Origin of the sequence: Streptomyces sp. NPDC001904 (assembly GCF_040297005.1) — a bacterium.
Lineage (GTDB): Bacteria > Actinomycetota > Actinomycetes > Streptomycetales > Streptomycetaceae > Streptomyces.
Window position 1 is genome coordinate 15,009 of record NZ_JBEOYI010000048.1, and the last position, 14,040, is coordinate 29,048.

Annotated in this window: 16 protein-coding genes and 1 pseudogene; 7 read left to right on the forward strand and 10 right to left on the reverse strand. The window is 72.1% G+C overall.

Annotated elements, in window-relative coordinates; genetic code table 11:
- Window positions 1–42 precede the first annotated feature (42 nt).
- From ABT127_RS37965 to ABT127_RS37980, 4 genes are all read right to left on the reverse strand, one after another.
- Entirely contained in the window at window positions 43–846 is an 804-nt protein-coding gene (locus ABT127_RS37965; protein ID WP_351460704.1) for a phosphatidate cytidylyltransferase, read from the reverse strand.
- The gene (locus ABT127_RS37970) at window positions 843–2,660 is read right to left on the reverse strand and encodes a histidinol-phosphate aminotransferase family protein (protein ID WP_351460707.1); all 1,818 of its coding nucleotides are present in this window, start codon (window positions 2,658–2,660) and stop codon (window positions 843–845) included. Before ABT127_RS37970 ends, ABT127_RS37965 begins: the two co-directional genes overlap by 4 nt.
- A gap of 170 nt (window positions 2,661–2,830) precedes the next feature.
- Complete coding sequence (locus ABT127_RS37975) at window positions 2,831–4,021, reverse strand: acyl-CoA dehydrogenase family protein (RefSeq protein ID WP_351460710.1); 1,191 nt, start codon at window positions 4,019–4,021, stop codon at window positions 2,831–2,833.
- Between the two features lie 124 nt (window positions 4,022–4,145).
- Window positions 4,146–4,559 (reverse strand): four-helix bundle copper-binding protein, encoded by a 414-nt coding sequence (locus ABT127_RS37980; protein WP_351460738.1) that lies wholly within the window; start codon window positions 4,557–4,559, stop codon window positions 4,146–4,148.
- A gap of 377 nt (window positions 4,560–4,936) precedes the next feature.
- Between ABT127_RS37980 and ABT127_RS37985 the strand changes: the two genes are divergently transcribed.
- The 3 genes from ABT127_RS37985 (at window position 4,937) to ABT127_RS37995 (ending at window position 6,934) form a co-directional block, all read left to right on the forward strand.
- Window positions 4,937–5,095 carry a hypothetical protein gene (locus tag ABT127_RS37985; RefSeq protein WP_351460712.1) on the forward strand — a complete coding sequence of 53 codons (159 nt, stop codon included), beginning with the start codon at window positions 4,937–4,939 and terminating at the stop codon, window positions 5,093–5,095.
- A 65-nt stretch (window positions 5,096–5,160) separates the two neighbouring features.
- The gene (locus ABT127_RS37990; protein WP_351460715.1) at window positions 5,161–5,658 is read left to right on the forward strand and encodes a response regulator; all 498 of its coding nucleotides are present in this window, start codon (window positions 5,161–5,163) and stop codon (window positions 5,656–5,658) included.
- A gap of 136 nt (window positions 5,659–5,794) precedes the next feature.
- Entirely contained in the window at window positions 5,795–6,934 is a 1,140-nt protein-coding gene (locus ABT127_RS37995; protein ID WP_351460717.1) for a hypothetical protein, read from the forward strand.
- A gap of 58 nt (window positions 6,935–6,992) precedes the next feature.
- Here ABT127_RS37995 and ABT127_RS38000 read toward each other — a convergent pair whose 3' ends face one another.
- Window positions 6,993–7,622, reverse strand: a complete 630-nt coding sequence (locus ABT127_RS38000; protein ID WP_351460720.1) for an HdeD family acid-resistance protein — start codon at window positions 7,620–7,622, stop codon at window positions 6,993–6,995.
- 98 nt (window positions 7,623–7,720) lie between these two features.
- On the opposite strand from ABT127_RS38000, the gene ABT127_RS38005 reads away from it, so the two are divergent.
- Window positions 7,721–8,098, forward strand: a complete 378-nt coding sequence (locus ABT127_RS38005; protein ID WP_351460723.1) for a DUF488 domain-containing protein — start codon at window positions 7,721–7,723, stop codon at window positions 8,096–8,098.
- Window positions 8,099–8,129: 31 nt separating this feature from the next.
- Here ABT127_RS38005 and ABT127_RS38010 read toward each other — a convergent pair whose 3' ends face one another.
- Both ABT127_RS38010 and ABT127_RS38015 read right to left on the reverse strand, forming a co-directional pair.
- On the reverse strand, window positions 8,130–8,537 hold the full coding sequence (locus ABT127_RS38010; RefSeq protein ID WP_351460725.1) for a helix-turn-helix domain-containing protein: 408 nt from the start codon (window positions 8,535–8,537) through the stop codon (window positions 8,130–8,132).
- A gap of 76 nt (window positions 8,538–8,613) precedes the next feature.
- Window positions 8,614–9,189, reverse strand: a complete 576-nt coding sequence (locus tag ABT127_RS38015) for a dihydrofolate reductase family protein (protein WP_351460741.1) — start codon at window positions 9,187–9,189, stop codon at window positions 8,614–8,616.
- Between the two features lie 87 nt (window positions 9,190–9,276).
- Here ABT127_RS38015 and ABT127_RS38020 point away from each other — a divergent pair, with 87 nt between their 5' ends.
- On the forward strand, window positions 9,277–11,016 hold the full coding sequence (locus tag ABT127_RS38020) for a cation:proton antiporter (protein ID WP_351460728.1): 1,740 nt from the start codon (window positions 9,277–9,279) through the stop codon (window positions 11,014–11,016).
- 6 nt (window positions 11,017–11,022) lie between these two features.
- Here ABT127_RS38020 and ABT127_RS38025 read toward each other — a convergent pair whose 3' ends face one another.
- Complete coding sequence (locus ABT127_RS38025; protein ID WP_351460731.1) at window positions 11,023–11,382, reverse strand: luciferase domain-containing protein; 360 nt, start codon at window positions 11,380–11,382, stop codon at window positions 11,023–11,025.
- Between the two features lie 202 nt (window positions 11,383–11,584).
- On the opposite strand from ABT127_RS38025, the gene ABT127_RS38030 reads away from it, so the two are divergent.
- Entirely contained in the window at window positions 11,585–12,535 is a 951-nt protein-coding gene (locus tag ABT127_RS38030) for an alpha/beta fold hydrolase (RefSeq protein WP_351460733.1), read from the forward strand.
- A gap of 11 nt (window positions 12,536–12,546) precedes the next feature.
- On the opposite strand, the gene ABT127_RS38035 is transcribed toward ABT127_RS38030, so the two are convergent.
- Window positions 12,547–12,927 carry a Zn-ribbon domain-containing OB-fold protein gene (locus ABT127_RS38035; RefSeq protein ID WP_351460743.1) on the reverse strand — a complete coding sequence of 127 codons (381 nt, stop codon included), beginning with the start codon at window positions 12,925–12,927 and terminating at the stop codon, window positions 12,547–12,549.
- Window positions 12,928–13,110: 183 nt separating this feature from the next.
- Window positions 13,111–13,827, reverse strand: coding sequence for a TetR family transcriptional regulator (locus tag ABT127_RS38040; protein WP_351460736.1), 717 nt, complete (start codon window positions 13,825–13,827; stop codon window positions 13,111–13,113).
- 130 nt (window positions 13,828–13,957) lie between these two features.
- Between ABT127_RS38040 and ABT127_RS38045 the strand changes: the two are divergent.
- A pseudogene (locus ABT127_RS38045) lies at window positions 13,958–14,040 on the forward strand (electron transfer flavoprotein subunit beta); the annotation flags it as partial.

The window sequence follows — 14,040 nt, forward strand, 5'->3', positions numbered from 1 at the left end:
GCGGGCATCCGGGGCGACCGGTGCGGCTGCCGACCGGCCCGTTCAGTTCAGGACCAGGAGGACGGCGAGCGCGCCGAGGAGGGAGTCGACCCGGTCGAGGAGTCCGCCGGAGCCGGGCAGCCAGCGGCCCGCGTCCTTCTGGTGGGCGCCGCGCTTGACCATGGACTCGACGAGGTCGCCCGCCGGTCCGCCGGCCGCCACGGCCAGTGCCGTCCGCCAGTCGGCCGCGCCGAGGAGGGCGAGCGCACCGACGCCCGCCGCGGCCCCGGCCAGGGTGCCGCTCCAGCGTTTGGCCGGGGAGAGCGGTGACAGACGGGGGCCGCCGAGTCGCCGGCCCGCGAAGTAGGCGGTGATGTCGGCGACGGACACCGCGACGAACAGGGCGAGCGCGTCGGCCCCGAGCGGCAGGAGCGCAGCGAGCAGGCTCAGCCAGGCGAGTCCGAACAGTGCGCCGGTGGCGCGGCGCAGGCCCTGGTCGGCGTCGCCGGACAGCAGCGGTACCGCGACCACCGCGAGGGCCCCGGCGGCGGCCGCCCGCAGGGTCTCGCCGGGAGCGAGCCAGGCGGAGAGGATCACGGCCGCGACCGCCGCGGAGAGCACCGCCCGATCGACCCTCGGCAGATTCAGGAGCCCGCCGAACTCGTGGACGGCGATCAGCGCGGCCGCCGTGGCCACGGCCGCGACGCCCGGGGGCCCGAGCCAGAACGCGCCGGTGACCGCCGGCACCCCCACCGCCCACGCGCACCAGCGGACCATCAGCTCGCGGCGCCGGGACGCGGCCACGCCCGCACCGGCCAGGGCCAGCGCCCCGCCGAGCCAGGGCGCCAGGGAGGCGACCGTGGTCACCGCACGGTTCCGGTGACCGGCTCGCCCGGGAGCGGCACCGGCGGAACCAGCACATCGAGGGCAGCCTGGCAGGCGGCCACGATGCGGGCGTTCTCCGCGGCGTCCTTGACGGCGACCCGCACGGTGCGCCCCTCGTAGAGCGCGGACAGCGGCGACAGGTCGCGCAGGTAGACGTCGTGGCGGCGGCACTCGTGGACGAACTGCGCGGCGCTCGGCCCGCCGGCCGGCAGGGTGAGGTTGACGAAGTTCGCGATGCCCTCGTCCACGAGCACGCCCTCGTCCAGCTCGGCGAGTTCGAGGGCGAGCCGGTGGCGCAGCGCCCGGGTCTGGAGCCGGCGTTCCCGGTAGTAGGCGGGTTCGCCCAGCGCCGCGACCGCGGCCCGTTGCGCGGGCAGGCTCACCGGCCAGGGCGGCGTCCACCGTCGCAGGCGAGCGGCGGTGTCCGGGGCGGCCACCAGATAGGCGGCCCGCAGGCCGGACAGGGCGTACATCTTGGACAGGGAGGTGCAGACGATGACGCGGGGATCGGCCGCGGCGAACGACGCGAGCGAGACGTCGTCGCCCTCGGCGTCGCCGGCGCCCTCGGTCTCCTCTGCTTCCCTGGCATCTTTGGGGTCGACGTAGCCCAGGTATGCCTCGTCGATCCACCAGCGGGTGCGGTCCGGCGCGGCGTCGATCGCGGCGCGCAGGTCGGCGGCGGGCGCGTGCCGGCCGGTGGGGTTGTTCGGGTTGACGACGACCACGAGGTCGTACCGGCCGGTGGCGACGGCCTCGGTGAGCCGCCGCGGGTCGATGCGCCAGTCGTCCGCGCGGCGCAGTCGCAGCCGGTCCACGTGGCAGCCGATGACCCGCTCGGTGACATGGGCGTACTCGCCGTAGCCGGGGTCGATGAGGAGCACCCGGCTGTCGGGGCCGAGCAGGTGGCCGAAGGCCCGGTAGATGAGGTCGGAGGAGCCCGCGCCGACGCACAGCGCCTCCTGCGGCAGACGGCGCACCGCCGCTATCTCCGCGATCAGGCCCGCGGCGTCGGCCGGTGGTGAGGTGCGGGCCAGCCAGGAGGGATCGTCGGTGAGCGCGGCGCTCACCTCCGGCGCGGGCGGGAACCAGGCGTCCAGCACATCGGCCGCGACGATCCGGCGGCGCCGGTGCAGGGTGCGGAAGTCGGTGCCGACGGCGGTGAAGGAGGCGCCGCCGTGGTCGCAGCCGTCGGGGCCCGGGGCGAACGGCACGTCGAGCCGCCAGTCCACGGTGGAGCGCAGCCGCTCCAGGGCGGCCGGGTGCCGGTCGAGGACGCCCCGGGTCAGCGCGTCGACCGCCCCGGTCAGCACCTCGAACGTCACCGCTCCGCAGCGCACCGTGCGCCCGACGGGACGCAGGCCCGCGGCCAGGTACAGGCCGAGCACCTCCGTGCGGCCCATGGCCACGACGTGCCGGCCGCCGCGGGAGGCGATCCAGCGCAGCGCCGCGTACATCAGCAGCGGCGCCACCGCGCTCGCCCGCTCCTCGGGCTCGACGGTGAGGATGCGCACCTCGAAGGTGTCGGCCTCGCACAGCAACGGAAGCTCGTCCCGCTGCACGTACGTGTCGAGCCCGAACCGGCCCGCCCAGGGGGGCGTCACACTCACGAACCCGACCCGCACGGCGCCGCGGGTCACGACCAGATAGACGTTGTCCCCGTCGAGCCCGTCGCTCAGCCGCCCGTCCGGCCGCGGCGCGTGCTGCCCCAACTCCCTTGCGTACACCCGGTGCCGCAGCTCGTGAATCCAGTCGCGGTCGTCCGGAACGACGGTGCGCAGCTGCAGAGGACGGCCCATGAGGATCTCTTTCCGAGCGGGGGCGGGTCCGTCCCATCCTCGGGAGCGTCCCCACGTCCCGGGAGGGCGCTGCGACGCAGGGGGTCTGAGTACGCGTACTCAGGCGTGTGCCGTGCGCGGGTGTACGCCGTCCAGGACCCCGGCGCCCGGCGGAACCGCCCGTCCGGCGGTCAGCGGCGCACCCTCGGCATCCCGAGCCCGATCCACGAGATGATCTCGCGCTGGATCTCGTTGTTGCCGCCGCCGAAGGTGAAGATGACGGCCGAGCGGTAGCCGCGTTCGAGTTCGCCGTGGAGGACGGCGCCGACGCTCCCCTCCTTCAGTGCTCCGGCGGCGCCCACCACCTCCATCAGCCACGCGTAGGCGTCGCGGCGCACCTCGGAGCCGTAGACCTTCACGGCGGAGGCGTCCTGCGGCATGAGGGTGCCCTGCTGGACGGCGTTCACCATCTGCCAGTTGAGGAGTTTCATCGCGTCGAGCTTGGTGTGGGTCTGCGCGAGGCGCTTCCTGACCCAGCCGAGGTCGATGACGCGGCGCCCGTCGGCGAGCTTGGTGTCCATGGCCCAGCGCTGGACGTCGTGCAGGGCGCGGATGGCCATGGTGCCGTGGGCGGCGAGGGTGACGCGTTCGTGGTTGAGCTGGTTGGTGATCAGGCGCCAGCCCTTGTTCTCCTCGCCGACCCGGCGCGCGGCGGGCACCCGGATGTTCTCGTAGTAGCTCGCCGTGGTGTCGTGCGAGGCGAGGGTGTTGATGACGGTGCAGGAGTAGCCGGGGTCCGACGTCGGGACGAGCAGCATGGTGATGCCCTTGTGGGACGGGGCGTCGGGGTCGGTGCGCACGGCGAGCCAGACCCAGTCGGCGGTGTCGCCGTTGGTGGTCCAGATCTTCTGGCCGTCGACCGTGTAGTGCCCGGTGGCCTCGTCGCCCTCGCGGACCGCCTTCGTCCTGAGCGCCGCGAGGTCGGTGCCCGCGTCCGGCTCGCTGTAGCCGATGGCGAAGTCGATCTCCCCGGCGAGGATCTTCGGGAGGAAGTACTCCTTCTGTTCGTCGGTGCCGAACTGCATGATCGTCGGGCCTACGGTGTTGAGCGCCATCAGCGGCAGCGGCACGCCCGCCTGGGCGGCCTCGTCGAAGAAGATGAACTGTTCCATCGGGGTCAGGCCGCGGCCGCCGTACTCCTTGGGCCAGCCCACCCCGAGCCAGCCGTCGGAGCCCAGGCGGCGCACCGTCTCCCGGTAGAAGCGCTTCTGGGCGGCCGGGTCCTCGTAACGGGCGTAGGCGTTGTCGGGCACCAGCTCGGCGAAGTAGGCACGCAGCTCGGTGCGCAACTGCTGCTGCTCAGGCGTGTATTCGAGGTGCACGGCCCCTCCTGGCGGTCAACTGGGCGGCGCCTGACGGTCTTTCAGGCACGGTTCGACGGCGCACACAGTAGAACCCGTTCCAGAAATTGTGAATGGCAGGGACGGCCCCACCTGGGCCCGGGGTTCAGCCCAGTGTCGCCAGGAAGTCGGAGCAGGCCCGCGCGCACGCCCGGCAGCGTTGCGCACAGCCCTCGGCGTCCGGGTCCCGGTCGCAGGCGTGCGCGCACTCCAGGGCGACGGTGCGGCACCACTCGACCTGGAGGCGCAGGGCGTACTCGTCCCGGAGCGCCTCCTCCGACAGCAGCCGGCAGGTCGCGTCGCAGACCTCGACGCAGAGCAGCAGGGTGCGCCGCGGCTCCGGGGACACCCTGCGGCCGGCGTCCGGATCGGCGCCCGCGGCCGGCGGGCGGCCGGGGCCCCGCGTCGCGGCGGCGATGTCCGCCCGGTCGGTGGCGCTCACCCGCACGGCGCAGGCGCGGGCGCATTCGGCGCAGGACTGGGCGCAGGCGAAGCGGTCCTCGAGGTAGCGCACGAGCAGATCCTTGGGCGGTTCGTCCGCCGCCGCGCGTTCCGCGCTCCGGGGCTCCTCGGCACGGGGGTCGGCCTGCTTCGCCAGGGGGATCACGGCCCGGCTCCCTTCCACGGATCGTGCGAGCGGAGAGGGCGGGTAGCCCGATCCGGGACGGCCAAACCTGCCGGCTTCTCACGTCGGCGGGAGGGCGACCGGAGGGCGGTACGGGACAGCGCGACCGGTTGGTGCGCGACCACCGGGGTACCCGCAACCGGCGCGCACGCACCGCCACGGACCAACAACGAGCCTCGTGCCGCGCGTTGGCGTTTCAGGACCGTCTACCGAGTTGTCTACAAAACAATTCGACCAAATATGACCGAGAGAGATTGAAAAGAGGAACGAGCATGACCGCGACCGTACGGCCGCCGCACCCGGCAGAGACCAAACGCGAGGTCAAGGGCAGGGTCCGCACCTGCCGCCCCGCACACCGCGACGACGCGGAGCCGAACGGGCCCGATCATGAGCCGGATTACGAGTGGAATCTGGTGCGCGGAGAGGACTGACAGCCTCTTCCATCCCCTGCGTTCCGGCATATGCTGTCGGTGCCGGCGAGGGGAGGCCACTGGCGATGCCCACCGTTGCACAGCCCAAGATCCTCGTCGTCGACGACCGCGACGACACGCTCTTCGCGATGGAGAGCGCGCTCGCTCCACTCGGCTACCCGATGGACCGTGCGAGCTCCGGGGACGACGCCCTCAAGACGGTCCTGCGCGGCGGCGTCGCCGTGGTCCTGCTCGATGTGCTCATGCCCGACCTCAGCGGCTTCGAGGTCGCCCAGTACATGAACCGTCTGGAGCAGACCCAGGACATACCGATCATGATGATCACGGGCGCGGGCCGGGACCCCGCCCTGGCGGCGAAGGCCTTCGAGCTCGGCGTCGCCGACTACGTCGTCAAGCCCGTCGACCCGTGGGTGATACGGACGAAGGTCCGCTATCTGTACGAGACGGGCCGCAGGCTGCACGCGCTGCGTGAGCGCCTCCAGGCGTACGAGCGGCGGAGCGAGGAATTCCGCGACCGTCCGCCCCTCGACCTGGAGGACCGCCCGCTGCCGCGGCCCGCCTGATCCCACCCCTCCCGCTCCCCCGCCCCGCCCCGCGCGTGGGCATGCTCACAGCCTCTGCGGCGCCCCGCCCTCCCCAACCGGTTGTACAGTACAACTGACGTAAGAGTTGTATAAGCCAACCCAGGAGGTCCCGCTCATGCCCGCGCGCAATCCCGCGCTGCGTCACGTGCTGACGCATCTGCTCACCCCGCTCCTGATGTGCGTGGGCATGGGCCTGGCGTATCTGGGCGCGTTCGCCCACCCCGAGCCGCACCACCTGCCCGTCGCCGTCGTCGGCTCGGGCGCCGAGGCGAAGGTCTTCGCGCAGACCGTCAAGGACAAGGCGGGCGACGCGCTCGACGTCCGTACGCTCGACGACCGGTCCGACGCCGTCGGCCTGCTCAAGACCCGGGACATCGACGGCGCCTACGTCCTGGCGGGCAAGGGCGCCGGGGCGCCCGAGCTGATCGTGGCGTCGGCCGGCTCGGACACCACGGTCTCCGTCGTCCAGAAGATCTTCACGCCGGTCGCCGCCGAACAGGGTGAGCCGCTGAAGGTCACGGACGTGGTGCCCACGGTGGACGACGACCCGACGGGCCAGGGACTGTTCTTCCTGCTCGTCGCGCTCAGCATCGGCTCGTACGCCTCCGTGGCGGTGCTCGGCGGCGCCGGAGCCGCCCTGCGGATGCGGGCCAGGGCACTGCTCGTGGTCGGTGTCTCGGGCGTGGTCAGCCTGATCGGCGCTGCTTTCGCGGGACCCCTCTTCCACCTCGCCCACACGAACCTGTGGGGTCTGTGGGGCATGGCCTGGCTGTACTCGGCGGGCATCCTCTTCATCGGCGTCGGCCTGCACACGTTCCTGAAGCGGTGGACGACGCTCGGCGTGATGGTGCTGTTCGTGATGCTGAACTTCACCAGCTCCGGCGGGATCTTCCGGCCCGAGCTGCAGAACGGCTTCTTCGGCACCCTGCACGCCTTCTGGAACGGCGCCGGTTTCGTCGAGGGAGCGCGCAGCCTGATCTACTTCGGCCACCACGACCTGGCGCGGAACCTGTGGACCCTGGTGGCGTGGCTGGCCGTCGGCCTCGTCGTCACCGGCATCGCGGCACTGGCCGAGCACCGGCGGGAGCGCACGACCCCGGCACGCCACGCGGCACCCGCTCCCGCCGCGACGCCCGCTTCCCCTGTTGCCGCCGCTCCGGAGGAGAACGCCGAGGAGAACGCCGGGGAGAACGCCGAGGAGAACGCCGGGGAGGACGCCGTCGAGGAGGAGCTGGAGGAGACCGTCGGCGTGTGAACGACGGCCTCGCTCCTTGGACGGTCCCGCCGCGACGCGCGGCGGGACCGTCGGGCGTTCACACCCCGTGCGGGATCTTCTTGGCCTTGCCGCGCACGGCGAACGCCGTGACGATCTCCACCACGCCGACCACGAGCAGCCACAGACCGCCGACCAGGGTGAGCACCGCGACCGACTCGAACGGCGAGTCGATCAGAACGATGCCGGCCAGGGCGGTGACCACGCCGAGGAAGATCTGCCAGCCGCGCGCGGGCACGGTCGCGTCGGCGGCCGCGGCGACGGTCTGGGTGATGCCGCGGAACAGCCAGCCGATACCGATCCACAGGGCGAGCAGCAGGGTCGACTGCATGGCCCCGCGGAAGCAGAAGAGGCCGAGGAGCACGGACACGGCGCCGCTGATGAACGCGACGACCCGCAGCCCTGCGGTGACGTGCCGGCCGAAGGCGGAGACCAGCTGGAAGACGCCGCTGACCACGAGGTAGATGCCGAACAGCACGCCCGCCGCCCACAGCGAGGCGCCCGGCCAGACCAGGACGAGGACGCCCAGGATCAGGGAGGCGACGCCCATGAGCAGCACGGCCTGCCACGCGTTCTGCGCGAGTCTGCCGAGCGGTCCCTGGTCGGGGGACGGGCCGTCGGCGGCGGGCGTCTGGTGCGGGGCCTGAGGGTCGTACGGTGCTTGGGTCATGTCCGACTCTTCGCACAGGGCACGGCGTTCGGCCATCCGGGCTGCGCCGAACGGGGGACAGCGCTCGTCGGGCCGTGGATCCGCCCGACAATGACCCCATGAGCACCCACGCACAGCCGGACCGCATCGCCGTACGCCGTGTCTACGACCCGCCCGCCCCGGCCGACGGCACCCGGCTGCTGGTCGACCGGCTGTGGCCGCGCGGCATCTCCAAGGAGCGGGCCGCCGTCGACGAGTGGCTGCGGGACATCGCGCCGTCCAGGGAGCTGCGGACCTGGTACCACGAGGACCGCGACGGGCGGTACGACACCTTCGCCGAGCGCTACGCCGCCGAGCTGGCCGATCCCGTGCGCGCCGGGCTCGTGTCCCATGTCCGGGAGCTGGCCCGGCGGGGCCGGGTCACGCTGGTGACCTCGGTCAAGGAGATCGAACACAGCCACGTCCCGGTCCTCGTACGCCACTTGCTCGGCGACTGAGTGTCCGGCGGCACCGGGTGCGGACCGGTTTTCAGGCCGCCAGGCAGACCGTGCCGCGCCCCCGGGCCTGACCTGCCCCGCGCACGGCGACCGCCGCGGTGCCGGAGACGGCGGAGGTGACGGAGACGGCCGTGGTGACGGCGACGGTCCGGCGCCCCTGGGCCGCGCGCGCCAATTCGCCCTGTGCCAGCGCCAGTACGTCGACCAGGCCGAGCCCGAGCGCCCCGGCCACGGCGGCGAGCATCTCCGAGGAGGCCTCCTTGCGGCCGCGCTCCATCTCGGAGAGGTAGGGCATGGAGATCCCGGCGACGTCGGCCACGTCCTGCAACGTCCGTCCCTGGGCGCGCCGACGGCGGCGCAGGACATCTCCGACGACGTGCCGCCACAGCGGCTCGGGGGCGAGGGCGGCTCGGGGCCTGCGGGTCTCGTGGGCGCTCATCACGCCAGCCTAGGCGCAGCTCCGCGCGGGAACAGCGGACTTCACCCACAGCGATATCCGGCTGCCCCCGCTCCGGTCACCCGGTGACCCGTTCGTAGCGGAGCAGGACGACCCCGTTGTCGAAGCCGCGGGTCTCCACGAGGTGCAGGGTCGACGGGGCGAACGGTCCGTCCGGGAAGAGTCGGTTGCCCGCGCCGATCAGGACGGGGTGGACGTAGATCCGGAGCTCGTCGACGAGATCGTGTTCCAGGAAGGTGGCGGACAGGCCGGCGCCGCCGAGACTGAGGTCGCCGCCGGGCTCCTCCTTGAGGGCGCGGACGGCGGCCGGGGACACCTCGGGGACGACGGTGGTGTGCCACGGTGCGGGGCCGGGCTTCAGGGTCCGCGAGAAGACGATCTTCGGCTTCTCGCGCCAGATCTCCGCGAAATCGGCCTCGACCGGGTCCGCCTTCGGGTCGGCGTCGGCCTCGGGCCAGTAGTCCGCCATCAGCTCATGGGTGACGCGCCCGCTGAGGAAGCCGCCCATGGAACGCAGCACGTCGTTCATGTGCCGATGGAGGGCGGCGTCCACCTGGTGCCAGCCGATCTCCCGGCCCGGGCCCTCCGTGTACCCGTCCAGGGAAACACCCATCATCAGGACGATCTTGCGCATCTCGGCCTCGTCTCTCGCCACGTCCGGCACCGGCGCGGACACAATGGCCCGCATGCACCAGACTGCACAGTTCGGCACGAGGCCGCCATGGAAGTGACACTGATCGCCGTCGTCGGCGTCGCGAGCATCGTGGCGGTGGCCGCCTTCTCGCAGCGTCTGGGCCTCGCCGCACCGCTCAGCCTGGTCGTGGTGGGCATCGCCCTGAGTTTCGTCCCGGGTGTACCGGTGGTGCAGCTGGATCCCGACTGGGTCCTGGCGGGCGTGCTGCCGCCGTTGCTGTACTCCTCGGCCGTGAACATGCCCGCACAGGACTTCCGGCGCGACATCAAGGCCATCGGCGGGCTCGCGGTGCTGCTCGTGGCGGTGTCCACGCTCGGGGCGGGCTGGCTGCTGCACCTGCTGATGCCGGACATCGGCTGGCCCGCCGCGTTCGCGCTCGGCGCCGTGATCAGCCCCACGGACGCGGTCGCCGCGACGTCGGTGGGCCGCAAACTCGGCCTGCCGTCGCGGCTGCTGACACTCCTGGAGGGCGAGGGCCTGGTCAACGACGCCTCCGCGCTCGTACTGCTGCGCTCCGCGGTCGCGGCGATGGCCGGTGCGGTGTCCCTGTGGGGCGTCGCCGGGCAGTTCGTCTTCTCGGTCGCCCTGGCGGTCGTGGTGGGGGTGGTCGTCGGCCTGGTCAACGTGCGGGTGCGCGCGCTCCTCGACGACACCGTGCTCAACACGGCGATCTCCTTCGTGGTGCCGTTCGTCGCGTATGTGCCCGCCGAGGAGTTCGACGCGTCGGGGGTGCTCGCGGTCGTCGTGTGCGGCCTGGTGACGGGGCATCTGAGCCCGCGGCTGCTGCGGGCCCAGGACCGGATCGGCGAGGCGATGAACTGGCGCACCCTCGCCTTCCTCCTGGAAAGCTCGATCTTCCTGCTGATGGGGCTCGGCCTCAAGACGCTCCTCGACGAGGCGCACGCCCACGACAACGGGCTCGGCGCGGGCCGCGTCATCCTCTACGGTCTGGCCCTCACCGGTCTCGTCATCGTCGTACGCATGGTGTTCGTGGTACCGCTGGTGGCCCTGGTGCGCCGCGACGCGCGGCGGGCCGCCGCCTCGAAGCCGCTGATCGAGCGGATGCAGGAGCGGCTCGACACCTTCGACCTGAGCGAGCGGTTCACCCCGCGCAAGAAGGCGCACATCGAACGCCGTGTGCAGCGCACGAGCGCCGACATCGACTTCCGGCTCACCGAGACGCTCGGCTGGCAGGGCGGTGTGGTCCTCGCCTGGTCGGGGATGCGGGGCGCGATCACGGTGGCGGCCGCGCAGACGCTGCCCGAGGACACCGAGTACCGCGCCCAGTTGATCGTGATCGCGTTCGTCGTGGCCGTGACGACGCTGCTGCTGCAAGGTCTGACGCTGCCCGCCGTGATCCGTACCGTCCGCATCCCGGGGGACGACCCGCAGCGGCTGCGCAAGGAGTACGGGCGGCTGGTCACCGAGATGTCCGACGCCGGGGTCGCCTCCCTGGACGAGGCGGCGCAGACCGGCGACGCGCCGCCGGCGCTGCTCGACCGGGTGCGGCAGGACAGTCTGATCCGGCCGCGGGACGCGGACTCGGAGGAGGACCGGGAGAAGGCCGCCGCCGCGTTCCGGGGCATCGACGACGCCCATCTCGTCTATCTCCGGCTGCGGCTGCGGGTGGTCGCGGCGGAACGCGACGCCCTGCTCGCCGCGCGCACCCGCGGCTCGTACAGCTCCCGTGCGCTGCAAGGCGCCCAGCACGTGCTGGACCTGGAGGAGGCGCGGCTGGAGCAGTTCGGCGACCGCTTCGAGGACTGAGCGCTCCTACGAGGCTTTCGGCCGCTCCCAGTCGCAGGGCGGGGACGGGCAGGCGTGGGCGTCGTGCTCCTTGAGCGCGACGCTCACCAGGCTGAGCAGCAGCTGGACGTCCGTGTCGCACTCCAGGAGGACGGTGATCCAGGAGTCGCCCGGCCGCACCCGGATCGCGCTGCTGTGGCGCAGCTGCGGCAGGAGCCGCTGCACCGCCGACGAGGTCAGATACAGATCGGCGCAGTCGTCGGCGTGGAAATGGATGAGTTCATGGCCCGCAGCGCCGAAGGCGTGCCCAACCGAGCACCGGGGCGGGCCACTTACCAGGTTCGGCCATGTCCCCAGTTCGGACATGGCGCGCTGGGCCGCGGTCATACCTCCATCCTTGCGCACCCTTCACCTGGAGGACCAGCCCCATCAACCCTCGTGTTCCCCTGGCTACTTGCCGTGAGGTGGCATCCGGGGCGGGCCCGACGACGCACCACTGTGGCCCTTGTGCCGGACGGTCTCGATCGACTTCACTCTGACCCACTCGGCTTTCTTGATCGAGCACGCCCACGAGCTGGAGGTTCCGCACATGCCCACACCATCGCCGGTGGCCGGGTGGGAGGACGTCGCGGTGCGCGACGTCGAGACGAACGGCATCACGCTGCGGGTCTTCGAGCAGGGACCCGACACCGCCGAAGACACGGACCGTCCGCTGGTCGTGCTCTGTCACGGCTTTCCCGAGCTGGCGTTCTCGTGGCGCCATCAGGTACGGGCACTGGCCGCGGCGGGGTACCGGGTGCTGGCGCCGGACATGCGCGGCTACGGCGGCAGTTCCCGCCCGGCCGACCCGGACGCGTACGACGCGCTGACCCTGTGCGCGGATCTCGCCGGGCTGCTCGATGCAGAGGGCGCCGAGGACGCCGTGTTCGTGGGCCACGACTGGGGAGCGATCGTGGTGTGGCAGATGGCCACGGCGTACCCGGAGCGGGTGCGGGCCGTCGCGGGGATGAGCGTGCCGGCCACTCCCCGCTCCCCCGTGCCGCCGCTCCCGCTGCTGCGCAAGCGGAACGGCGACGACTTCTACATCGTGTGGTTCCAGGAGCCGGGTGTCGCCGACCGCGAGCTCGCGCGGAACGTCCGCCGCACGCTCGTCACCAGGGAGATCTACTCGGCCTCCTGGGCGGCCCGTCCGGATGAGAAGTTGCCGCCGCCGCGCTGGCTGGACGAGGACGAACTCGCCCACTACGTGGATGAGTTCAGCCGGACCGGCTTCACCGGCGGACTGAACTACTACCGCAACCTCGACCGGACCTGGACCCTGACGGAGCATCTGGCGGGCCGGACGATCGACTGCCCCTCACTGTTCGTCACCGGCTCCCGGGACCCGGTCGCCCGGTTCATGCCGGACGACAGAATGGAACGCGTCCTGACCGATCTGCGGGGCCGTGTCGTCCTCGACGGAGCCGGGCACTGGATCCAGCAGGAGCGGCCGGAAGAGGTGAACACCGCGCTGCTCGACTTCCTCACCGGCCTGCGCTGACGGTCGGGCGGTCAGCGGCGCAGGCTGTCCCCGTCGTCCGTCCCGTACTCGCAGAGTTCGAAGACGACCTCTCCGGCGGTGGCACCGACGACGGTGCCGCGCGCGGGCCTGACGGGGGCTCCGACCCACACCAGATGGGGTGCCGTGCCGACGATCCGGCACGGCACGACGAAGCCCTCGGGGAAGCGGACCAGCGACTCGTTGCGGGCCGCGCCGGTGCCGCGGTGGACGACCCGGGACTGGACCACGACACCGAGACCCGCGCTGTGTTCCGTCTCCAGGTCGCTCGACGCGCACACCGGGCACAGCAGCCGCCGGAACGACGGCGAGGCACACCACTTGCACCGCTGGTAGGCGAAGCCCGGCGTCTCCCGGTGTGCGGGCGGCGCCATCACGCCCGTCCCGGTCCCGGCCCCGATCCGGCTTCCGAACACCTCTGCCATCTCCGACACTCTCGGCCTCCCGCGCTCGCCCGGTGTACGCCGAGGCTGCGGCCGCGACGCCTCTCGCATCGTATGGCACTCAGTGCCGCGCGGTAAAGACACCCAGTACCCTCTATGCGCTTCAGGGCCGGTTCAGTCGTCCCGCAGCGCCGATTCCACCCGCTGGATGACCCGCCACATGGGCGCGCCCTTGGCGGCCACCATGACGACGACCTCGTCGTCCGGCTCCGCCGCACCGGGCGCCTGCCCCGCCTCGCCCCACATCCGCCGCACCAGCCCGAGCGCCTGGTCGACCGCCGCCTCGGCGTCCCCCTCGCCGCCCGAACGGAGCCAGGAGCGCAGGCCGTTGTTGTGCGCGGCGACCACGGACGCGGCGACGACCTCCGCGCGCAGGGCGCCGTCCGGGGTGTCGCTCCAGCGTCGGCGCAGGTACCCGGCGAGGGTGCGCTCGTAGCGGCGCACGACGGACAGCTCATAGGTGCGCAGGCCGGGGACCTCGCGCGTCAGCCGGTAGCGCTGGACGGAGAATTCCGGGTTCGCGGCATACATGCGCAGCACGATGCGGGCCCCGTCGCACACCACCTCGACGGCGTCGCGGGCCTCTCCGGCCGCGTCGAGGAACGCGGTCATGTCGGCGAGGCAGCTCTCGTGGTCCGGGAAGACCGCGTCCTCCTTGGACGGGAAGTAGCGGAAGAACGACCGGCGCCCCACCCCCGCGCGCGCGACGATGTCGTCCACGGTCGTCCGCTCGAAACCACGCTCCAGGTACAGCTGGAACGCCGCCTCGGCCAGCACCTCCCGCATGGGTGCCTTCTTCGGTGGACCGGTGACCTCACGCGCCTCGCTCATGCCGGGAACGTAACACCGGACGTCCCGTTTTGGCACTACGTACCTTTACAGAGGGAACTCAGTGCCATACGTTGACGGCAGTAGAACTTTACTGGGCAGTCCGAGGACGCTCTGATCGAGGAGAGCCGGCGTGAGCTTGAGGATCGTTGTCACCGTGAAGTACGTGCCGGATGCCACGGGCGACCGGCACTTCGCCGATGATCTGACCGTTGA

Bases quoted from the DNA above. Each gene is read 5' to 3' on its own strand.
- ABT127_RS37970 (WP_351460707.1), bottom strand. From the start codon at position 2,660: ATGGGCCGTCCTCTGCAGCTGCGCACCGTCGTTCCGGACGACCGCGAC.
- ABT127_RS37985 (WP_351460712.1), top strand. From the start codon at position 4,937: ATGACCGCGACCGTACGGCCGCCGCACCCGGCAGAGACCAAACGCGAG.
- ABT127_RS37990 (WP_351460715.1), top strand. From the start codon at position 5,161: ATGCCCACCGTTGCACAGCCCAAGATCCTCGTCGTCGACGACCGCGAC.
- ABT127_RS37995 (WP_351460717.1), top strand. From the start codon at position 5,795: ATGCCCGCGCGCAATCCCGCGCTGCGTCACGTGCTGACGCATCTGCTC.
- ABT127_RS38000 (WP_351460720.1), bottom strand. From the start codon at position 7,622: ATGACCCAAGCACCGTACGACCCTCAGGCCCCGCACCAGACGCCCGCC.
- ABT127_RS38005 (WP_351460723.1), top strand. From the start codon at position 7,721: ATGAGCACCCACGCACAGCCGGACCGCATCGCCGTACGCCGTGTCTAC.
- ABT127_RS38010 (WP_351460725.1), bottom strand. From the start codon at position 8,537: ATGAGCGCCCACGAGACCCGCAGGCCCCGAGCCGCCCTCGCCCCCGAG.
- ABT127_RS38015 (WP_351460741.1), bottom strand. From the start codon at position 9,189: ATGCGCAAGATCGTCCTGATGATGGGTGTTTCCCTGGACGGGTACACG.
- ABT127_RS38020 (WP_351460728.1), top strand. From the start codon at position 9,277: ATGGAAGTGACACTGATCGCCGTCGTCGGCGTCGCGAGCATCGTGGCG.
- ABT127_RS38025 (WP_351460731.1), bottom strand. From the start codon at position 11,382: ATGACCGCGGCCCAGCGCGCCATGTCCGAACTGGGGACATGGCCGAAC.
- ABT127_RS38030 (WP_351460733.1), top strand. From the start codon at position 11,585: ATGCCCACACCATCGCCGGTGGCCGGGTGGGAGGACGTCGCGGTGCGC.
- ABT127_RS38035 (WP_351460743.1), bottom strand. From the start codon at position 12,927: ATGGCGCCGCCCGCACACCGGGAGACGCCGGGCTTCGCCTACCAGCGG.
- ABT127_RS38040 (WP_351460736.1), bottom strand. From the start codon at position 13,827: ATGAGCGAGGCGCGTGAGGTCACCGGTCCACCGAAGAAGGCACCCATG.